The sequence below is a fragment of the Candidatus Ponderosibacter sp. Uisw_141_02 genome (assembly GCF_048087665.1).
Lineage (GTDB): Bacteria > Pseudomonadota > Alphaproteobacteria > Puniceispirillales > Puniceispirillaceae > UBA3439.
In genome coordinates this window covers 1,911,642-1,932,759 of record NZ_CP159807.1, presented here as the reverse complement: position 1 = coordinate 1,932,759, position 21,118 = coordinate 1,911,642, and the positions used below count along the sequence as shown (strand labels likewise).

Genomic DNA, 21,118 nt, shown 5'->3' with positions numbered 1-21,118 from the left:
ATACCTTGTTTTTCGCCCCTGTGACGCCTATATCGCCTAGAATGACTCGAAGTATGTTTAACGGTAAGGTTGCGAGGCGGCGATGTCAGGTTCAGTTAGTATTCATTGGTTTCGTCAGGATCTAAGACTTTCCGACAATCCATCATTATCTGCGGCCGCGGCCAAGGGCGCGGTTCTTCCAGTTTATATTCTTGATGATGCCAATGCTGGTGATCATCGTATGGGCGGTGCCAGCCGCTGGTGGCTTCATCATTCCTTGACGGCGCTTAATCAGGCGCTTGACGGTAAATTGATTGTACTATCGGGCAATCCAGCCGAAATTCTGGCAAATCTGGCTGATGCTGTTGCGGCGGCAGGGCTGTCTTGGAACCGCGTTTACGAGCCATGGCGGATTACCCGCGATGCCGCCATCAAGGCGCAATTTACCGCGCAAGGCCTTGCGGTTGAAAGCCATAATGGGTCGCTTCTTTGGGAGCCTTGGGATGTGCTGAAAAATGATGGCACGCCTTATAAGGTCTTTACGCCCTATTACCGGCGCGGTTGTCTTGCCGCCACACCGCCACGCCGTCCGTTGCCAGTGCCGCCAAATCTGGTCATTGCCGAAGGTGATGGCTTTGCCAGTAGTCAAAGCGCAATTGACGCGCTTGGCCTTTTGCCAGAACGCGACTGGAAAGACGGGCTGGCGGCGATTTGGGATATTGGCGAGGCAGCAGCGCATGACCGGCTTTATGCCTTTCTTGATGATGGCCTTGACGGTTATAAGGATGGTCGTAATTTCCCAGCAAAACGCAATGTATCGCGGCTATCAGCCTATTTGCATTGGGGCGAGATTTCGCCAAATGCCGTATGGTATGCTGCCAAAGATCGCATGGATGCAGGCATTGGGCAGGATCGTGATTGCGATCATTTTCTGTCCGAACTTGGCTGGCGTGAATTTTCCCATTCGCTGCTTTATCATTTCCCCGAATTGCCGCGCAAAAATCTGCAGCCGCGCTTTGATGGCTTTAACTGGCGTGATGATCCGGCCTTGCTGAAAAGCTGGCAAAAGGGATTGACCGGCTATCCGGTTGTTGATGCTGGCATGCGTGAATTATGGCAAACCGGCTATATGCATAATCGGGTGCGGATGATTGTTGGGTCATTTCTGGTGAAAAATCTGCGGCTGCATTGGCATCATGGCGAGGCGTGGTTCTGGGATTGTCTGGTTGATGCTGATCTTGCCAATAATAGCGCAGGATGGCAGTGGATTGCCGGTTGCGGCGCCGATGCTGCGCCTTATTTCCGCATTTTCAACCCAATCACCCAAGGGGTGAAATTTGATCCTGACGGGCATTATATACGGCGTTATCTTCCCGAACTTGCCAATCTTCCCGATGCGTATCTTTGCAACCCATGGGAAGCGCCTGCCGAAGTTCTTGCCGGTGCTGGTGTCCGGCTTGGCGAGACCTATCCAAAGCCGATTGTTGATGTCAAAGCATCACGCGAGGCCGCCTTGGCTGCCTTTTCGGCATTGCGCGAAACAACATGAAAACGCTTCGGCTTGTTCTTGGTGATCAGTTAAGCCGTGATTTGCCAAGCCTGACAGATCTGGATCCGGTCAAGGATCTGGTGTTGATGGCCGAAGTGATGTCCGAGGTTACCTATGTCAAACATCATAAGCGGAAAATAGCCTATCTGTTTTCGGCGATGCGCCATTTTGCCAAATCGCTTGGCGATGACGGTATTGCGGTTCGCTATCGCCGGCTTGATGATGCGGATAATGCTGGCTCGCTTGCTGGCGAGGTTGCCGCTGCGATTGCCGCCTTTGGTCCCGATCAGATTGTGGTCACTGCACCGGGGGAATATCGGCTTGCCGATGAAATGGCGGGATGGCAGGCGCGGTTTGGCCTTGCTGTCGATATTCGTGCCGATTCAAGATTCCTTTGCAGCCTTGGTGATTTTGCCGAATGGGCTGAGGGGCGAAAATCGCTTCGCATGGAGTTTTTCTACCGTGATTTGCGGCGGCGTTATCAGGTGCTGATGGAAGGCGATGAGCCTATTGGCGGCAAATGGAATTATGATGCCGATAATCGCCAGCCGCCAAAGGCCGGATTGGCTGTGCCGCCGCCAAGCAGCTTTGCACCCGATGCGATCACAACCGAAGTTTTGGCTCTTGTCGAGATGCGTTGCGCCGATCATTTTGGGCAATTGGCTGGGTTTGATTTTGCCGTTAACCGCGATCAGGCCTTGCATGTTCTTGATCAATTTATTGCTGAACGTCTGCCCCTTTTCGGCACTTATCAAGATGCGATGATTGAGGGCGAACCATGGATGTATCACAGCCATATCGGTCTTTATCTGAATGCCGGATTATTATCGCCGATCGAAGTGATTAGGGCGGCCGAGGCAGCTTATCATCGCAACGATGCGCCGCTAAATGCGGTTGAAGGGTTTATCCGCCAGATTCTGGGTTGGCGCGAATTTGTCCGTGGGCTTTATTGGCTGAAAATGCCAGCTTATGCCGAGGCAAATTTTATGCAGGCAACGCGTCCGCTTCCCGATTTTTTCTGGACGGGCAATACCGACATGAATTGCCTCGCCCAATCAATCCAGCAAACCGATGCCCTGTCTTATGCGCATCATATCCAGCGTTTGATGGTTCTTGGTAATTTTGCGCTTCTTGCCGGCCTGTCGCCGCAGGCGGTGAATGAATGGTTTTTGGTTGTCTATGTTGATGCCTATGAATGGGTGGTGATGCCGAATGTGTCGGGAATGGCGCTTTTCGCTGATGGTGGCTATCTTGCCAGCAAACCCTATGCGGCTGGCGGTGCCTATATCAACCGGATGTCAAATTATTGCAAAAACTGCCGTTATAAGGTGACGGAAAAATCAGGCGAAGATGCATGTCCTTTTAATTATCTCTATTGGGATTTTTTGGATCGGCATCGTGAAAAGCTTGGCAATAATCCGCGGCTTGGCATGATCTATCGTACATTTGACAAAATGGCGCCGGAAAAACAGGCTGAAGTCAACGCCGATGCTGGCCGGTTTTTGGCGGGCCTTGATAAGGCCGGATAGGGGTAACAGCGCTTTGGCAGCACCCTAAACCGAATTTATCAGCAAGATCTGCATTAGTTTGCTAGGCTAGCGGCGAAATCAGATGAAGCGCGAAGGGGAGGTTGAAATGGCACGACAAAAACGAAGCATGGCTAGGTTGATATTTGGCAGTTTAATACGCCTGTTTCTCACCGCCGGATTATTGATTGGTGCTTTTGCCGCTTTATCGGCCTGTGCGCGAAAAAATGTAACGCATCTATCCGAACGCCGCCCCTCGCTTGTTCTTGAAGAATTTTTTGCCGGTGACACAATTGCCTTGGGTATTTTTGAAGACCGGTTTGGCAATTTGCGGCGTCAATTTCGGGTGAATCTGCAAGGCACAATCACTGGCAATCAGCTAGTGCTTGATGAAACCTTTTTGTATGAAGATGGCGAAAAAGCCTCGCGCGTCTGGGTGATTGATAATCTTGGCCGATCCGAAGATGGCAGTTTTCGCTATCAGGGGCGGGCGGATGATGTCGAAGGTCAGGCCGAAGGCCGCATTTCCGGCAATGGCCTGAATTGGCAATATGACGTGAGTCTTGAAATGGCTGGCAATAAAATGGATGTGCATTTTGACGATTGGATTTATCGGCAAAGCGAAGATATTGCGATAAACCGCGCCTATGTTAGCAAATTCGGAATTGAAATTGGGTCGGTCACGATTGTGTTTTTGCGGGGCAAAGCGGCGGCGGCGGTTGGCCCGCTAGATGTCGAACAATGGATTGCGCGGTAGGCGGGCTGAGGGGCTGATGGCATCCTATCCGCCGATGAAGCTGGTATCGTTCTTTTTGGAAATTTTGCCGCTTGCCGGATTCTTTCTGGGCTATGAATTTTTCGGGCTTTTTGCGGCGGCGGTTATTTCGGTCGGGCTTGGGGCGCTGGTGATGGGCGCAAATTGGTTGCAGACCCGACGACTTGCCAGATTCGCGTTATTTTCACTATTGATGTCAGGCGGAATGACGTTTGCCGCGTTGTTTTTTAACGCCGCTATTTTTATCAAAATTCAGCCAACGATTTTCAATGGTCTTTTTGCCATTGTTCTTCTTGGCGGGCTTTTTTTCAGGCGCGCAATGATGCGTGAATTTTTTGGCACGCAATTTCACCTGACGGCACCAACATGGTTTTTGTTGAGCCGAAGATGGGGTCTTTTCTTTTTATGTTTTGCCATTGCCAATGAATTGGTTTGGCGCAATGCCAGTGATGCCAATTGGGTGGCTTTTAAAACCTTTATCGCCGCGCCTGCCAGCGTTTTATTTATGATGGCGCAATTGCCGCTGACGCTTCGCGGCCGGATTGCCGATACCGCACCGGATGGCGATCAATAGGGAATTGACTTGCCATCATAGGCAAAGAATCCACCGCTATCTTCGGGTGGTAAATGATCGAGAACACCCCATAGATTGGCCGCGCTTTGCGCCGGAGTTTGCAATTGATCCTTGGCAAGATGACTGCGAAAGGGCTGGGATAAATTTGTATCAACAGTGCCCGGATGAAGCGTTGCAATCACCGCATCGGGGTTATAGCGGGCAAGCTCGATGGCAAGGGTGCGCATATATTGGTTCAATGCGGCCTTGCTGGCGCGATAGCTGTACCAGCCGCCAAGCCGGTTATCCGAAATAGACCCAACCCGCGCCGATATGCTGGCGGCGACAAGCGGATGGGCGCGGCGCAATTCAGGCCATAATGATTTGAAAAACAAGATTGGCCCCATTGCATTGATCTGATGAAGCTTCAGCATCGCCTCAGGGGTTAATGCGCCAAGCCGCTTTTCGGGTTGCAGATCACTATCATGAAGCAACCCAGCGGTGGTGATAATCCGGTCAAGATGGGGCGCCTTGGCAAGGATTGCATCGCCTGTGTTGGCAATGCTGTCAGGATCTAGAAAATCCATCGCAAACCAGTGAATATTGGGTGATGGTGGCAATTGCGCATAGCCCGTGCTTTGTTCGGGATTGCGGGCGGTAAGGTAAAGATCGGTTGCACCAACGGCGAGGGCATGATGGGCAAGAGCAAGTCCGATGCCGCGGCCTGCGCCTTGAATCGTGATATGCATTATTTGTCCCTTTGTTCATCTGTTCCGCGCCACCGACATAAGCTTCGCTATGCCGCATTTGCAATATTAGAGATAAGTTGTCATCCTGACAGACGCAACCATTCGTGATGAGATTGGATAAAAGATGTGTTTTCGCCGTTATTATCTGGCAGGGCTATCCAGCCTGATGGCCTGTCTGTTTTCCGTTGCCGCGCTTGCTGATAATTTGGTGCGGCCAGACCCGTCAATTGCGCCGGCCGAGGTGGTGGCAATCCAGCTTATGAGCCTTAAAAATAATGATCTTGTCGAAGCTGATTTTGGCATTCGCCAGACATGGAGTTTTGCGCATCCGCAAAACCGCAAGGTTACCGGCCCATATCCGCGTTTTGCCATGATGCTGAAAGGGCCGAGCTTTGATGTTTTGCTGAACCATAAATCGCACAGCATAAAAACCGGATCAAATACGGCGTCAGGCAAAACAAGTGATGGCGCGCTGTGGCAGCAATTTGACGTTCTGATGGAAACGCGCCGCGGTGACATTCTGTATTTTTCATGGGTTGTGCAAAAAGTCACCTCAGGCCAGTTCAAGGATTGCTGGATGACCGTTGCGGTTTCCCCGCCGCAACCGGCAGGCCAGTCTGGCTAGTGGCTTTTGACCTTGCGTTCGCGTTGCAGGGCAAACAGGCCTGAACTGACGATGATACTGCTGCCAATAATCAACATGGGGTCCAGTGAATCGGCAAAAACCAGAATGCCAATGCTGGAGGCAAAGACCAGTTGCAAATAGGCAAAGGGCTGGATTGTTGACGCCTTGGTTGCATCAAGGGCTTTGATCAGCAGATAATGCCCGCCGGTTCCGGTTAGGCATAATAAACCCATCCAACCCCAATCACTGCCAATTGGCGGCAACCAGAAAAAAGGACCAATACAAAGCATGGCAATGCCACCAGCCATTGCCGTCCAGAAAAAGCTGGTCTCGGCTGCGTCGCGGCGTGCGGCATAGCGGGTTAAAATGCCATAGACCGCCATCATGAAGGCCGCCAGAACCGGCAGAATACTGGCACTGCTAAACATTTCTGTTCCCGGTCTTAGGATCAACAGCACGCCGCAAAAGCCAACGCAAACCGCCAGCCAGCGCCGCCACCCAACCACTTCGCCAAGAACGGGCACTGAAAGCGCCATGACCATCAGCGGATAACTTGCAAAAACCGCATGAAAATTCACCAGCCCAACAGTGCTAAAACTCAAGATCGCAACGCATATCTGCGCCACAAGTAACAAGCCACGCCCAATCTGTAATGGCAATTGACCGCTGCTGGCCACTTGCCGGATACCGCCTTTTTGGCGACTGCTATAGGCCAGCACAAAACACATGAAAAACATATAGCGGATTGTTACAACGGTGATGACGTTATAATTTTCGGCAAGATATCGTGAAATGCCATCCTGAACCGCAAAGACGACCGTTGTCGCAATCATCAGCGCAATGCCTAAGCGCGGGTTGTCTTGCATCGGATTGGTTGGCCCTTATTTTCAAAATTGGTCGTCAAATATGATCATCATATATTCTTGGTGTTTTATGCAGAAATAGTCATCGCGTAAATCATTTGGAAATCGGCAAAACTGGCAAAGTGAGCATGTTTTGTTTTAGCTTATAGATATCGGCCATGTTTGACTTGAAAAAAGAAAGCAGCACCAGCGTATTTATCTGGACAGGCTATAGCCGCCAGTCAATTGGGATGATTACATGGCTGGCAAGATAGTCATTGGTTTTTGAAAATGGCTTGGAGTCCCAAAACCCATTATGTGCCGATAAGGGTGATGGGTGCGCTGATTCAATCACCAAATGGCGGTGCCGGTCAATCTGTTGGCCTTTTTGCTGCGCCTTGCGCCCCCAAAGCATAAAAACCAAATGATCCCGTTCGGCATTCAGGGCGGCAATGGCGGCATCGGTAAATATCTCCCACCCTTTACCAGCATGCGCTGCGGCCTTGCCATCTTCAACCGTCAAACAGCTATTTAGCAAAAGCACGCCTTGGTTTGCCCAAGCTTCAAGATTGCCATGACCCGGATGCGGCAGGCCAAGATCATTGGCCAGTTCTTTATAGATATTCTGCAAAGATGGGGGCGGGGCAATGCCGTGGCGTACAGAAAAGCTGAGGCCATGCGCCTGTCCTACCCCATGATAGGGGTCTTGGCCAAGGATAACGACCTTGACCTTATCGAAAGGTGTCATGTCAAAGGCGGCAAAGATTTCGCTGCCAGCCGGATATATATGTTTTCCAGCGGCTTTTTCAGCACGAAGAAACTGGCTTAACGCAGTCATATAATCGGCGGCAAATTCGCTCGCCAACCGATCTTTCCAACTTGATTCGATGTTAACCTCGCGCATGATATGCCCCTGCATGACAGGCAGTGCGCCATCATTGGCGGCAACATGGCTGTATCATATCGGGCTGGTGGCGGCGCCGCAATATGCCTATTCGGCAGCGGCGGAAAGGCTGCGCCGTGCCAAGGTTTGACAGATGGCATCAATCCGGTCATTAGCAGCGCGAAGGATAGCTTGCTTATCATTGGCAAGGCCGGTTGCATCAACAATATCAATATCGGTGCAGCCGATGAATTTCAGAATAAACTGCATGAACCCTGTGGCAAATTCATCGTCAGCGCCGGCAAGCGTGTGGTTTGATGTTACAATAACGATCGCGTGCTTATACCTCTTGGCGTCGCTTTTGCTGATTGCGGTGGCACCGTCAACATTGTCGCGGCATACCATGTCAACCCAAGCTTTCAGCGCGGCGGGGATGCTAAAATTATAAATTGGAACTGCAAACACCATAATGTCAGCGCGTTCAACCTCGGCTGTCAAGGCGTCCGACTGTGCGAGCAAGGCGCGTTCTTCGGCTGATCGCGCCGCAGCGCTGCCAAGACTAGCATCGCGCCAAGCGCTGTTCACATGACCAACGCCTGATTTCAGATCACGCCATACGATTTCAGAATCGGTAAGTTCTGCCCGAAGTTTGGACACGGCGACCTCAGCAAGATCGCGACCTACTGAGCCATGCTGACGCATGCTTGAATCAATGCGCAGGACCGATATTGTTTCAGCAACCATGTGATAACTTCCGTTATTTGAGGCTCGAGCGAGCGAGCCAAACCCCGAAGGGCGTAAAGCCATGAGAGGGGGGAGGTCTCTCATGGCTGTTAAACGTGGTATTCTTTCTCGCCTGACAAATAAAGGGGTAAAATCGAAAAATATATTTCTAATAAACAGAAAAATAAATTATATTGCTGGCATGAGCCAGATTGAAGAACTTCGTGCCTTTGTCCTGATTGTGGAAACAGGCAGCCTAACACAAGCCGCAGACCGGATGGGAATTGCCGTCTCGGCTGTTAGCCGTCGTCTGCGTGATCTTGAGCTTCGGCTTGGTACAGCCTTAATCCAGCGTTCGACAAGGCGGTTGTTTCTGAATGAAACTGGACAGGTGTTCTATCAGCGAGCGAAAACGGTTTTATCGACTCTCGAAGATGCTGAACAGGAAGTGCAAAATGCCGGCGGTGCGTTGAGTGGCGTTTTGCGGATTAGCGTTCCGTTGTCATTTGGGATTGCGCATATGTCGACAGCGATCGCGCAATTTATGCATGCGCATCCTGATATTCACATCGAAATGGATTTAAGCGATAAACGGGTCGATATGATTGCCGAGGGATTCGATGCGGCAATCCGTATTGGTAATTTGACCGATTCCAGCCTGATTGCCAAAAAGATTTCGTCGGTCAGTGTTTTGCCAGTCGCCGCACCAAGCCTGATTTCGCAATGGCCCCAGCTAAACCATCCCAATGATCTGGCCAAAATGCCAGCGCTTGTCTATGCAAATGACCGAAGCCCGCTTGATTGGCATTATGTTGGGGCGGATGGCAAGGCGGGCAGCCTGAATATCACCCCGCGCATGTCGGCCAATAATGGTGATGTTCTTCGCGACCTTGCCATTGCTGGCCTTGGCATGGTGTCATTGCCCAATTTTTTGCATTACGAAGCGATCAACAAAGGCCTTTTGCAGCCGCTGTTTCCGGATTATGACTGGAGCGGCTTTGATATTTTCGTGGTCTATCCAAAAACAACGATCTTGCCAAAGCGGACGCGTGTTTTTGTTGATTTCATATCTGGCCTCTATGGCAGGTCGCCTTATTGGGAAGAGATTGACCGGACGGCACTTGCCGGTTGAGCTTTTTTTGCGATATCACGCTGCATATCATTGACAAATGACCGGCAGCAAGGCACCAGTCTGACCCATGCTAAAAATTCAAAATCTATCATTCTCTATTCAGGGAAAACCGCTGTTTGAAAACGCGTCTGCGGTCATCCCAACCGGCCATAAGGTGGGAATCGTTGGGCGTAACGGAACTGGTAAAACATCACTTTTCCGGATAATCCGTGGCGAATGGGCGCTTGACTCAGGCCAGATCGAAATTCCCCAGCAATTTCGCATCGGCGGTGTCGATCAAGAAGCCCCTGCAAGTGACATCAGCCTTGTTGATACGGTTTTGACCGCCGATCACGAGCGCGCCCAGCTTTTTGCCGAAGCTGAAACCGCAACCGATCCAAACCGGATTGCCGATATTTACACACGCCTTTCCGATATTGACGCCTATTCTGCCGAAGCGCGCGCCGCCTCAATTCTATCTGGGCTTGGCTTTGATACCGAAGCACAGGCGCGTCCTTGCCATGAATTTTCGGGTGGCTGGCGCATGCGGGTGGCGTTGGCGGCGGTGCTGTTTTCACAACCTGATTTGCTGCTTCTTGACGAGCCAACCAACTATCTAGATCTTGAAGGCGCGGTCTGGCTTGAGGCATTTTTGGCAAAATACAGACATACGGTTTTGGTGATTTCGCATGACCGGCAATTGCTGAACCGATCAGTGACCGGCATTTTGCACCTGACTGATCGCAAGCTTGGCTATTATACCGGCAGTTACGACCAGTTCGATACCGAACGTCGGATGAAGCTTGAACAGCAGCAATCAATGGCGCGTAAACAAGATGCCCAGCGACAGCATATCCAGTCATTTGTTGACCGGTTCCGTTACAAGGCGTCAAAGGCACGCCAAGCACAATCACGCCTCAAACAGCTTGAAAAAATGCAGCCGATCATGGCGCTGTCGGAACAGGCCGTTTCGCCTTTCCGCTTTCCAACCCCCGAAGAATTACCACCGCCTTTGCTGGTGCTTGAAGATGTGGCGGTTGGCTATGACCAAAAGCCGGTTTTGCGCAAATTGGATTTGCGCCTTGATGCCGATGACCGCATTGCGCTTCTTGGGGCAAATGGCGAGGGTAAATCAACCTTGTCAAAGCTGTTTGCCGGACGGTTGCAGCCCTTATCAGGATCGGTCAAGAAATCAGGGAAATTGCGAATTGGCTTTTTTGCCCAGCACCAGCTTGACGAGCTTGTTGCGGGGGAAAGCCCCTATCAGCATATGCAACGGTTGCGGCCAAAAGAACTGCCGACCAAATTACGCGCCCGGCTTGGCGGGGCTGGGTTTAATGCTGATATCGTCGATAATCCGGTTGAACGTCTATCAGGTGGACAAAAGGCACGTTTGCTAATGGCGATGGCGGCGATTGATGCCCCGCACATTCTGATTCTTGATGAGCCGACAAACCATTTGGATATTGAAAGCCGTGAAGCCCTTGTCCATGCGTTAAACGCCTATGAAGGAACGGTGATTCTGGTCAGTCATGATTCGCATCTTGTCGAAATGATCGCCGATCAATTATGGATTGTCCAAGATGGCAAAGTCGCCTCATTTGATGGCGATATGGCCGATTACCAGCGTCAATTGCTGGCGCGCCGTGGTGCTGATGGCGCCCGCAGCCAACGTGATGGTGACGACCAAGCCGCCGCATCAAATGATCAGGCACAAGGCGGGTCAGGTGAAAAACCAGGCGGCAAATCGCAATCACCCGGCCGGGTGCGCCGCCAGAACACAAGCCAGCTTCGCGCCAATGTCAAACAATCTGAAAAATTGATGACGACGCTTGCCGCTGAAAAAGACGGCATTGCCGCCAAAATGGCAAAGCCCGGTTTTTATGATAGCGACAATGCCGATGCAATTGCCCGATTATCTGGCCAGCTTGCCAAGCTTGAAAAATCATTAGCCGAAGCTGAACAGGCGTGGCTTGCGGCTGAGGAGTCACTTGCCGAAGCCGAGGCCAATGGCTAGCCATGCGGGTCTTGCAGTCATAAAACCGGTGATATCAATTACGGCGTTTAACATTTGGAATTTTGTTTGAATTCGTGTTTGATCATGCGGGTACAGTTACCTTTTGGTAAATCCACCAAACGCATCATTTCGGATGGGGCTGCGGCGATCATTCGCCAATGCCATGATGATCAAGGCCAAAATCGGGAATGAACAGCGTGTCTAATAGGGCATTGATTCTGATATGTGGAAAACACAAATGCCAATGATCGGCCATATTAGGCTTGGGCTGTTATGCGTGGCATGGATGGCGGCGCTGATACAGGTGACAACAGGCACCGATCTGATTGAGGTGGTTAATCTTGGTGTTATCGCCTTTATTGGCTTTGTGCTGTTAACTTTATCACGCCTTCGGCATGATTCGGTTTTGATCTTGCTATTGTTGGTGGTTGTTGGTTGGGCGCTTCTCGATCATTTTCCCGATGGCGATGAATGGGCCACTGGCGGCCGTTATGTTTTGATTTTTACTGCGCTTTTGCCAACCATGGCACTTGTGCGCGCGACCGCCTCAATGATGCCTTCGGTTCACCGAACGCAGGACGCGCTGGAGCAATTACCTGCTTCGGCCTCGTCCGGCGGGTTGCATCTCGCGGCCAATATTTTTGGCGGCATCATCAATACCGGCGCGCTGGCGATTTTGTCGGCAGCCATTCCCAAAGATGCTGATGACCAACGCCGCCAGCTTGCTGCTGAGGCCGCGCTTCGTGGGATGGTGACAGCGGCGGCTTGGTCGCCCTTTTTCGTGGCTTTCGCGATTGGACAGGGCTTTGTCGGCAAGGCCAATTCTTGGATTGCAATTGGCATTGGTGGGGTGACGGCTATTTTATTTGCAGCGATTTCACTACCGCTATTGAACCGGTCATTTTCGGGCGGGCAATTACGGCTTGCACTCATCTGCCTTAAACCTGTTTTGATGCGGCTTTTGCTGGTGCTTGGGGCGGTTCTTGGGTCGGCGTTGCTGTTTGATTTCACCGCTTTATCGGCGGTGGTTGTGGTGATGCCGGTGCTGGTATTGGTGCAATTCATCCGTTATCCGGCGCAGATCAAACCCATCATCGAAGATACGGCAGGCAGCATGCGCAATATCGCTGACGATATTTTGATCATCAGCATGGCCATGCTAATCGGTTATTTTGCAACACGAACGGGGGCCTTTACAGCTCTTGTGACCAGCCTTTATGACGGTGTTATCCCGGGTTGGTTTGCGCTGATCATGACGCCGCTTGGCATGATGCTGGCTTCGGTTTTCGGGGTTCATCCGGTGATTAGCAGCACGGCATTTCTGGCGGTGTTCAGCGGTGGTCATGCCGATGTGCATCCGGCATTGTTGATGCAGGCGCATTTGATTGGATGGGGCGCGGGAACGATGAGTTCGGTTGCGTCACTTTCGGTCATTACCAGTGCCAATCTGTTCCGGGTGCGATCGCGTGATCTGGTTCTTGGGTCGAATCTATGGACAGCTTTGGCCTATGCGCTTGTTGGTGGGGCGGCATTATGTGTTGTAAATATGGTGGTTTAGCCAATTATGGAGCGGTGGTTGTAAAACAGCACGAAACGGGGTTTGCGGAGCATTGGGGATGAAAAAGTCAATAATTGTGATTGGTGGCGGCATTGTCGGGGTTGCGGCGGCTTTACAGCTTCAGCTTGATGGGCATCAGGTGCGCTTGCTTGATCGGCAACAGCCGGGCCGCGAAACCTCATATGGCAATGCTGGTGTTTTGTCGGACTCATCGGTTGTCGTGTTGAATAATCCCGGGCTGATCAAGGACTTGCCAAAATTGCTTTTGAACCGGTCAAATGGGCTTCGTTACAATCCTTTTTTCGTGCTGCGGCGGCTTGGTTGGTTTGTGCGGTTTCTGGCGCATTGCCGTCCATCGCATGTCAAATATGCCGCGCTTGCTTTGCGGGCGTTGCTGCAACTTTCGCTAGGCCAGCATAAAAAATGGATCAAGGCCGCTGGTGTTGATCATCTGCTTCGTCATGGCGGTGGTTGGTTTAAGCTGTTCCGAACCGAAAAAGGCTTTGCCAGATATGCGGCTGAAATGGATATCATGCGCGAAGTTGGGGTCGCGTTTTCGGTCTTTGATCGTGAGCAGATTCGGCAAATTGAACCCGGGCTTGCGCCAATCTATCACAAGGGCGTGTTGATGGATGAAACCTGCGCGGTGTCCAGCCCCGCTGACCTGACTGATGCTTATCTTGCGTTATTCAAAGTGGCTGGCGGTGTTGTCGATTGCGTGACCGTAACCGGACTTGCGCGCGGCGATGATGGCTGGCAGGTACATGCTGATCAAGATTCATCATTTCATAGTGATGATGTTGTGCTAGCGGCAGGGGCATGGTCGGCCGAAATTGCTGGCTGGCTTGGCTATGACATTCCGATGGCGTGGGAACGTGGCTATCATTTGCATTTCAAAGCTGGCGATCAGCCAATGGTCAAAAGACCCGTTCTTGATGTTGAAGGTGGCTTTGTTGTCGCGCCAATGAGGCAGGGTTTGCGAGTGACATCAGGTGTTGAATTAACTGATCGTGACGCCCCGCCGGATTTTGGGCAAATCACTAGATCAGCGGCTATGGCGGGCGAGGCGGTAAAGCTTGGCAAGCAGATCGAGGGCACGCCATGGATGGGGCGGCGGCCAACCCTTGTTGATTCGCTGCCAATGATTGGTTCCGCGCCCCGCCATGAAGGGCTGTGGTTCAATTTCGGGCATCATCATATCGGCTTATCGATGGCACCCGGATCTGCATTGCTATTGGCAGCCTTGATCAAAAAGACGCCGCCGCCGATCGACTCGAAACCCTTTCGAGTGTCTCGATTCTCGATTTGAGCAGATAATTAGATGCCAACGGTTTCTGTTTTTTGGGCTCTGGCGGTAGGGTCGCTATTTAATCTAGGTGATTCTGATCGTAATTTGACCCAATTGGTTTTTGCTGTAGCAGTTCCCTGTTATTGCGCTGTGGTCGCCAAATTGTCTTTTAGGACTGAACATGCCGTGCTAGCAATAACGATTAGATGGTCATAACGGATAGGGAACAGCTTTATGACATCAGCTTTGCAGATGGTTCAAATGATCCGCGATGGCGAGACAACTTCGGCTGCGCTTGTCACTGCGGCGTTTGACCGAATTGCCAAAAACGATGATGCGTTAAAAGCTTGGATATGGCTTGATCGTGATGGGGCGCTGGCACAGGCGCGGGCAATGGATCAATTGCGGCAATCAGGTCGGGCGCTCGGCGCGCTTCATGGGGTGCCGATTGGTCTGAAAGACATTATCGATACTGCCGATATGCCAACTGAATCTGGCAGTGTTGCGCTTGCCGGTCGCCAGCCTGAATTTGATGCGGTGCTGGTGTCGCGCCTTAGAGAAGCAGGGGCGGTTATTCTCGGGAAAACCGCAACAACGCCTTTTGCCTTTATGGATCCGGCGGCAACTCGTAACCCGCACAATCTGGAATACAGCCCGGGCGGGTCATCGGCAGGATCGGCTGCAGCGGTGGCAGCAGGTCATATACCGGTTGCCATCGGCACGCAAACTAACGGTTCGGTTATCCGGCCAGCCTCTTTTTGTGGTGTTTATGGCTTTAAGCCATCGGCAGGCATGATCCCACGTACCGGTGTTTTACGCACCTCTGAAACGCTTGACCAGGTGGGTGTTTTTGCTCGCTATTATGAAGATGTTGCACTTGTTGGTGATGTGATTTCCGAATTTGATCCGGCTGATCCAGGTTCTTTTTGTCGCCCGCGTCCAAAATTGCTGAACGGTGTTTACAGCGAGCCGCCAGTCAGGCCAAATTTGGTTTGGTTCGAAATGCCCTATTTTGACACATTGTCCGATGACAGCCGCGACGGAATGATGGCGGTTCTTGATACGCTTGGCGGTCAAGTTCAACGGCTTGACGCTGGTGACTCATTCACTGGCCTTGTCGAGTCGCAGAATATTATCCATTATCATGAGATCGCGCGGAACCTTGCCGAGATTTGTGAGAATCACAATGACACGCTAAGCCCACAAGTGGCCAAGCTGTTGGCGCATGGGGCAACGATCAGTGATGAGGCCTATCAAGAGGCGATTGAGCTTCGGAATGAGGCGGTTTCCTATTTTACCTCACTCTTTAATGATTTTGACGCAATTATCACACCTTCCGCCTCGGGTGAAGCACCGCTATTCAGTGCGGGCAGCACGGGCAATCCGATTTTTTCTACTGTTTGGACATTGTGTGGGCTGCCTTGTTTGAACATACCGGTTCTCATGTCAGAAAATGAAATGCCAATCGGCGTACAGCTTGTTGGTGGCCCGGAAGAGGATGACAGACTATTGCGGACAGGAAGCTGGATGCTTGCGACATTGAACGCAGCCGAAGCCGACGCAGCAGAGTTGGATAAAACCAACGGAACAAAGCTATGATTAGTAAACGTACCAAAATGATCACAGCTGCCATTGGCCGGTTATGACAATGTATTCATGCTGCTGCATATTGGCAGTTCAACCGGCGCCACACGCGATGCGATGGGATTTCGGGCGCTTGATAATCTTGATGCGTTTTTTGCCGGAAACCAGCCGCGTGACCTGTTATAGGCTCCTGCCTTTGGCTGGTTAAACAGCCCTATCCATCTTGATCATCTTTTGCGTGACCATGACCCGCCTTTGCTGGGCATAAATTCGGCTGGCGTTTCGGTGATCTTCGTTTTAGGATTTTATGGTCTTTTTTGTTTTGCTTTTGTTTTGGCGATTGCGAAGCAGGCAAATACCATTTTTCTTTTTTGGTCTCTCGATGTAGAGCCAGCTTATCATCCAGTTTGAGGAGTCATTCCAATGCAGTTGCGTTCAAGCCCTTCATCGCCGTTCGGCCGTAAAGTCAAAATGGCAACCTATATCCTTGGCTTTGATGATCAGGTGACGCCGGTTCTAACCGATACGCTTGATCCCAATGACAGCATTTGCGAGGTCAATCCGCTTGGCAAGATTCCCGCGCTGGAAGATGATGGCACCACCTATTACGACAGCCGCGTGATCATGGAATATCTTGATGCCAAGGCAGGTGGCGGCAAAATCATTCCGGCAAGCGGTCCGGCGCGTTATGAGGTGCTGACCCATGCCGCATTGATGGATGGCATTCTGGATGCTGCCATTCTTGTGATCTATGAGCGCCGCATGCGCCCTGAAGATAAATATGTTGCATCAGTGGTGGAACGCCAGCGGGGCAAAATCATTCGTGGTCTTGAAGCGATCGCGGCGAAAAACCCAAGCTATAGCAATGGTGCGATGCCAGATATCGGTGAAATTGGCCTTGCTTGTGTTCTGGATTATCTTGATTTCCGCAAACAGGTCAATTGGCGTGATCATGCGCCGAATCTTGCGTCATGGCTTGCCGATTTTGCCGCGGCGGTTCCGGGCTATGAAGACAGCATGCCGCCAATGGATTAGACTGGCTAGGTTTGGTTGACACTGAAAAGGACACAATATGCGATTGCAAATCAGCCTTCCCCATGATGCTGCTGTGAAGATGGTGTCGGTTGCAATTGATGCCGCGCGCGCCGAAAACATGCTTCCGCTGACGGTTGTTGTGCTTGATGCGGCTGGCAAGATTGTCGCCAGCCAATCCGAAGACGGGTCAGGTCTGATGCGATTTGACATTGCGCGTGGAAAGGCATGGGGTGCACTTGGCATGGGCATGTCTAGCCGTTTGATCCGTGACCGGCTGGCAAGCCGCCCAAGCTTTCAGGCGGCGCTTGCAACGGTTGCTAATGGCAAATTTGTGCCAGTCCCCGGAGGCGTGCTGGTCATGGCCGAGGATGGAACGGTCATTGGCGCCGTTGGTGTGAGTGGTGATACATCCGAAAAAGACGAATATTGCGCGATCACTGCCATCATTGCCGCTGGTTTCCAAAGCGAGCCAGAAACCCCCGATGATCATTGGCGCGACTCGTCACTTTCAGGCGCGCCGGTAAAAGCTTGATGAGCCGGTCAATATTCAGGAATTTGTAAACCACTGGGTGCGAAGGATATGAACGCCAAGCACCAGCGCAACAAAGCCCGCCCCTGCCATCATGATGATTGTTGGCTGTTCGCCAACACCAAGCCATACCCAAAATGGACCAATCACCATTTCGAGAAGCATCAACAGGCTGACAATCGCCGCGCTGGTATAGCGTGGTGCCAAATTCAAGCAAGTAAAAGACACGGGAAGGATAATCAAACCCATCGTCAATATCGACCATAATGGCACATCGGTGATGCTGTTTAGATCACTTAAGATCAGCCCAACAATACCGCTGATCATCGCGCCGAGGGCGGCGGCTGGCAAAATACCAAGATCATTATATTTGCGTGCCATGGTAAAGGTGAGGGCAAGGCCAGCGGCGGTCAACACGCCAAAGATGCCACCAAGAAGAACCGACCCTTCAGGGCTGCCAATCGCATTGCCGCCATCCAGCACAACGACAACTACCCCACCCATTGCTGCGGTGATAGCCAACCAGCCAAGCCAGCCCTGACGCTCGCCAAGCATGAAATAAGATAAAATCGCTGCAAAGATGGGCATTGTTGCCACCGCCGTCAGAACCACGGTTGCCGATGTTTCAACAATGCCAAGGGTGAAAGTTGCTGAATTCATGCTAAAGGCGGTGATCACAAGCACCCCTTGCCAGCTGGCAAGACTGCGCCATTCGCGGCTGGCATTGCGCGTCAAAAGCAATCGCCACAACAGCAAAGACATCGCCCCCATTAAAATGCCGCGCCAGCCCATCAAGGCCCAGCGTTCAAGCCCCGAAAGGCGGATTACCAGAGTATCAGGGGTCAGCACTAAAACCCCGATAAGCGCCAGTAAAGTGCCAAAACGCTGTGGGCTGCGGGTAAGTAATTCCATAAAATAGCGCGGCATAAAACGACCCTAGAAATTTGTGATTTTTCCAATAAGACCATTATTGGGGTGCAGCGACAGTGCCGTGTGCAATAGTCGGTGTCAATCTGGACGTCAAGATTCGGCAATCGCCCCGCTTGCCTGAATGTGGTTTGTTTTTCTTGCCGTTATAACAGCAAAAATATAGGTAGATATTAACAAAGGTAAATCACGCAAACCTCTATTTAACCCCAATTCTGTGGAATCAGCCTTCATGTAAGATTAACATCATCAGCTGATGCGTCTCATATCATGCAATACGCACTAAATTGTATACGAAAAGCCCTTGCCAAAGGGTAGTAATGCTATTTTTGGGACCTTAAAAACCAAAACCCAAAAGTTTTTAGAAAATTTTTCTCTGAATGGAGTGTGGGCAGAGTTTTGTCATTGCTAAAATGAACACAAGAAATGTAGACTTCGAATTCAATTTTCTATCCACAACGAAAATCTAATTTAAGAGGTGACACAATGAAGAAACTTTCGTTTTTATCTGCGCTTTGCGGCGCAGCAATGGGTTTTGGTGCTGTTGCATCAGCCAATGCAGCGACCACACTTGAAGCAGTTAAAGCAAAAGGGTTTGTCCAGTGCGGGGTCTCACAGGGCCTTCCTGGTTTCTCGAATGCTGACGATAGCGGTAAGTGGACTGGTCTTGACGTTGATCTTTGCCGGGCAGTTGCAGCAGCTGTTTTTGGCGATGCTGAAAAGGTTAAGTACTCACCGCTATCTGCAAAACAGCGTTTCACAGCTCTAAGCTCTGGTGAAATTGACATTTTGTCGCGCAACACAACGTGGACGATGACACGTGACACGCAGCTCGGCTTAAACTTTGCTGGTGTGAATTACTACGATGGACAGGGCATGATGGTCCCGACCGGGCTTGGTGTTAAATCCGCAACTGAACTAGATGGGGCCAATATCTGTACAAATACTGGAACCACAACCGAGTTGAACATTACCGATTATTTCCGTGCGAATGGAATGTCCTTCAATCTAGTTGCCTTTGAAAAGGCAGACGAGGTTGTTGCTGCATATGATGCCGGCCGTTGTGACGTTTATACAACTGACCGTTCAGGCCTTGCAGCTCAGCGTGGCAAGTTAACTCAGCCAGATAGCCACGTTGTGCTCCCTGAAATCATTTCAAAAGAGCCTCTTGGCCCAGTTGTCCGTCAGGGCGATGATCAGTGGTTCAATATCGTCCGTTGGTCGCTGAACGCAATGATCAATGCTGAGGAGCTCGGGCTTTCGTCTTCAAACGTGAACAATAAAAAGTTTGAGGCAGACCTTGCTCCATCTATTGCTCGTTTGATCGGTAAAGAAGGTAAGTTTGGTGAAGAATTAGGCCTTTCTAATGATTGGGCTTACAATATCATCCTGAAGGTTGGCAATTATGGTGAGAGCTATGAAAAGCATGTCGGCCTAAATACGCCTTTGAAATTGGCCAGAGGTGTTAACTCACTCTGGAGCCAAGGTGGAATTCTTTATGCAGCGCCAATCCGTTAAGGTTTAGCTCTGGTCTAAAATTAGCTGTCCAGCTCACTATTGTTTTAATAGTGAGCTGGGCAGCATTTGTTTTTTTATTGAAAAAGTAGTTTTTTTATTGCGACTTATTGAAACTAAGGACGGGATTTATGTTTGGCAGGGATAGATCGCTGACAAGCCTATTGAATGACACTTTCGTTAGGGGGGTTTTGTTCCAAGCCCTTATGGCAATCGGCCTTTTGTTGTCCGTCAACTGGTTTGCGGACAACACCTTGAACAACCTAGCTAATCAGGGGAAAACGCTCGGTTTTGACTTCTTAACGAGGACTGCAGGATTCCAAATCTCCTCAACACTAGGTACATGGATGCTCGACTACAAAGTCGGTAAATCAACCTACATAGATGTTTATTTAATTGGAATTGTTAATACGTTTATTGTTGCGTTTCTTGGCATACTTGCGGCCACAGTCATCGGCTTTACAGTTGGTATTATGCGCCTTTCAGACAATCTAGTTTTTAGATGGTTTGCTACCTTTTACGTTGAAATCGTTCGTAACGTGCCATTGCTTCTACAATTGTTTTTTTGGTATTTTGCGGTGCTGCGCGCACTTCCAAGTAAACGTGACAAACTTGAGTTAGTAGAGGGCGTTGCTGGGATAAACATCACGGGCCTTTATCTGCCTGCCCCAATTATCAGCGATGGATTTGTTTACAGCCTTGTGGCACTTGTTGCGGCTGTTTTTTTTACTCTTTTGGTACGACGGTATGCGCTGAAACTGCAGGCAGAAACAGGTCAGACGCTTCCCGTATTCTGGATAGGGCTCAGTATTATTATTGTTCTTCCTGTTCTGGTGCATTATTTCAACGGTGGCCCATTAGGGTGGAGCTTGCCTGAATTCAAAGATACCGGCTCAAAATTGCGGCAGGGCTATCAATCTGGGGCAGGAATGGTGCTGGTGCCAGAAATGTTGGCCGTGTGGTTGGCTTTATCACTTTACACTGCAGCCTTCATTGCCGAAATTGTTCGAGCTGGCATCCTTGCTGTCAATCGTGGTCAGACTGAGGCTGCCTTTGCCCTCGGTGTTCGTCCAAATGTTACTTTGCGGCTCGTAGTTATCCCTCAGGCAATGCGGGTGATAATACCGCCCCTCACCTCGCAATATTTGAATTTAACAAAGAACTCTTCGTTAGCAGTTGCTATTGCATACCCTGAGTTGGTGTCAGTTTTTGCCGGTACGGCGTTAAATCAGGTTGGAAAAGAAGTAGAGATGATTTTCATGATGATGATGGTCTATTTGACATTCTCATTAATGACTGCGGCGTTCATGAACTGGTTCAACAGCCGTGTAAAATTGGTGGAGCGCTAGA

The 21,118-nt window shown here is 50.6% G+C and carries 19 protein-coding genes and 1 pseudogene; 15 read left to right on the top strand and 5 right to left on the bottom strand.

All coding sequences use genetic code 11. From position 1 onward, the window contains the following. The first annotated feature begins 82 nt into the window (after window positions 1–82). From ABXT40_RS09605 to ABXT40_RS09590, 4 genes are all read left to right on the top strand, one after another. Window positions 83–1,528: a cryptochrome/photolyase family protein gene (locus ABXT40_RS09605; protein WP_443645386.1), complete on the top strand. Its 1,446-nt coding sequence runs from the start codon at window positions 83–85 to the stop codon at window positions 1,526–1,528. After that, the gene (locus tag ABXT40_RS09600) at window positions 1,525–3,057 is read left to right on the top strand and encodes a cryptochrome/photolyase family protein (protein ID WP_443645385.1); all 1,533 of its coding nucleotides are present in this window, start codon (window positions 1,525–1,527) and stop codon (window positions 3,055–3,057) included. The genes ABXT40_RS09605 and ABXT40_RS09600 overlap by 4 nt, the downstream gene beginning before the upstream one ends. 106 nt (window positions 3,058–3,163) lie before the next feature. Beyond that, complete coding sequence (locus ABXT40_RS09595; RefSeq protein ID WP_443645384.1) at window positions 3,164–3,811, top strand: DUF3833 domain-containing protein; 648 nt, start codon at window positions 3,164–3,166, stop codon at window positions 3,809–3,811. Continuing rightward, a complete protein-coding gene (locus ABXT40_RS09590; protein ID WP_443645383.1) occupies window positions 3,786–4,403 on the top strand; it encodes an inner membrane-spanning protein YciB in 618 nt (205 codons plus the stop codon). The genes ABXT40_RS09595 and ABXT40_RS09590 overlap by 26 nt, the downstream gene beginning before the upstream one ends. Here the strand turns inward: ABXT40_RS09590 and ABXT40_RS09585 are convergent. Continuing rightward, on the bottom strand, window positions 4,397–5,131 hold the full coding sequence (locus ABXT40_RS09585) for an SDR family NAD(P)-dependent oxidoreductase (RefSeq protein ID WP_443645382.1): 735 nt from the start codon (window positions 5,129–5,131) through the stop codon (window positions 4,397–4,399). The genes ABXT40_RS09590 and ABXT40_RS09585 overlap by 7 nt on opposite strands. A gap of 124 nt (window positions 5,132–5,255) precedes the next feature. Between ABXT40_RS09585 and ABXT40_RS09580 the strand changes: the two genes are divergently transcribed. Next, complete coding sequence (locus ABXT40_RS09580) at window positions 5,256–5,756, top strand: hypothetical protein (RefSeq protein ID WP_443645381.1); 501 nt, start codon at window positions 5,256–5,258, stop codon at window positions 5,754–5,756. Here the strand turns inward: ABXT40_RS09580 and ABXT40_RS09575 are convergent. The 3 genes from ABXT40_RS09575 to ABXT40_RS09565 all read right to left on the bottom strand — a co-directional run bounded on the left by ABXT40_RS09575 (window position 5,753) and on the right by ABXT40_RS09565 (window position 8,225). After that, complete coding sequence (locus tag ABXT40_RS09575; protein ID WP_443645380.1) at window positions 5,753–6,622, bottom strand: DMT family transporter; 870 nt, start codon at window positions 6,620–6,622, stop codon at window positions 5,753–5,755. The two genes, ABXT40_RS09580 and ABXT40_RS09575, sit on opposite strands and share 4 nt — an antisense overlap. A gap of 205 nt (window positions 6,623–6,827) precedes the next feature. Next, a complete protein-coding gene (gene ung / locus ABXT40_RS09570) occupies window positions 6,828–7,502 on the bottom strand; it encodes a uracil-DNA glycosylase (protein WP_443645379.1) in 675 nt (224 codons plus the stop codon). 87 nt (window positions 7,503–7,589) lie between these two features. After that, entirely contained in the window at window positions 7,590–8,225 is a 636-nt protein-coding gene (locus ABXT40_RS09565; protein ID WP_443645378.1) for an FMN-dependent NADH-azoreductase, read from the bottom strand. Between the two features lie 181 nt (window positions 8,226–8,406). Between ABXT40_RS09565 and ABXT40_RS09560 the strand changes: the two genes are divergently transcribed. The 8 genes and pseudogenes from ABXT40_RS09560 (at window position 8,407) to ABXT40_RS09525 (ending at window position 17,329) form a co-directional block, all read left to right on the top strand. After that, the gene (locus ABXT40_RS09560; protein ID WP_443645377.1) at window positions 8,407–9,336 is read left to right on the top strand and encodes a LysR substrate-binding domain-containing protein; all 930 of its coding nucleotides are present in this window, start codon (window positions 8,407–8,409) and stop codon (window positions 9,334–9,336) included. 67 nt (window positions 9,337–9,403) lie between these two features. After that, complete coding sequence (locus tag ABXT40_RS09555; RefSeq protein ID WP_443645376.1) at window positions 9,404–11,332, top strand: ABC-F family ATP-binding cassette domain-containing protein; 1,929 nt, start codon at window positions 9,404–9,406, stop codon at window positions 11,330–11,332. A gap of 238 nt (window positions 11,333–11,570) precedes the next feature. Continuing rightward, window positions 11,571–12,890 carry a hypothetical protein gene (locus ABXT40_RS09550; RefSeq protein ID WP_443645375.1) on the top strand — a complete coding sequence of 440 codons (1,320 nt, stop codon included), beginning with the start codon at window positions 11,571–11,573 and terminating at the stop codon, window positions 12,888–12,890. Window positions 12,891–12,948: 58 nt separating this feature from the next. Continuing rightward, the gene (locus ABXT40_RS09545; RefSeq protein WP_443645374.1) at window positions 12,949–14,199 is read left to right on the top strand and encodes an NAD(P)/FAD-dependent oxidoreductase; all 1,251 of its coding nucleotides are present in this window, start codon (window positions 12,949–12,951) and stop codon (window positions 14,197–14,199) included. A gap of 213 nt (window positions 14,200–14,412) precedes the next feature. Beyond that, window positions 14,413–15,777 (top strand): amidase, encoded by a 1,365-nt coding sequence (locus ABXT40_RS09540; protein WP_443645373.1) that lies wholly within the window; start codon window positions 14,413–14,415, stop codon window positions 15,775–15,777. Between the two features lie 36 nt (window positions 15,778–15,813). Continuing rightward, a pseudogene (locus ABXT40_RS09535) lies at window positions 15,814–15,948 on the top strand (D-glycerate dehydrogenase); the annotation flags it as partial. A gap of 237 nt (window positions 15,949–16,185) precedes the next feature. After that, window positions 16,186–16,797 (top strand): glutathione S-transferase family protein, encoded by a 612-nt coding sequence (locus tag ABXT40_RS09530; protein ID WP_443645372.1) that lies wholly within the window; start codon window positions 16,186–16,188, stop codon window positions 16,795–16,797. A 37-nt stretch (window positions 16,798–16,834) separates the two neighbouring features. After that, window positions 16,835–17,329, top strand: a complete 495-nt coding sequence (locus tag ABXT40_RS09525; protein ID WP_443645371.1) for a GlcG/HbpS family heme-binding protein — start codon at window positions 16,835–16,837, stop codon at window positions 17,327–17,329. A gap of 15 nt (window positions 17,330–17,344) precedes the next feature. Here the strand turns inward: ABXT40_RS09525 and ABXT40_RS09520 are convergent, their stop codons facing one another. Then, entirely contained in the window at window positions 17,345–18,253 is a 909-nt protein-coding gene (locus ABXT40_RS09520) for a DMT family transporter (protein ID WP_443645370.1), read from the bottom strand. 486 nt (window positions 18,254–18,739) lie between these two features. Here ABXT40_RS09520 and ABXT40_RS09515 point away from each other — a divergent pair, with 486 nt between their 5' ends. Together ABXT40_RS09515 and ABXT40_RS09510 are read left to right on the top strand one after the other, a co-directional pair. Next, the gene (locus ABXT40_RS09515; protein ID WP_443645369.1) at window positions 18,740–19,771 is read left to right on the top strand and encodes an amino acid ABC transporter substrate-binding protein; all 1,032 of its coding nucleotides are present in this window, start codon (window positions 18,740–18,742) and stop codon (window positions 19,769–19,771) included. A 128-nt stretch (window positions 19,772–19,899) separates the two neighbouring features. Further along, entirely contained in the window at window positions 19,900–21,117 is a 1,218-nt protein-coding gene (locus ABXT40_RS09510) for an amino acid ABC transporter permease (protein ID WP_443645368.1), read from the top strand. Window position 21,118: the final 1 nt, after the last annotated feature.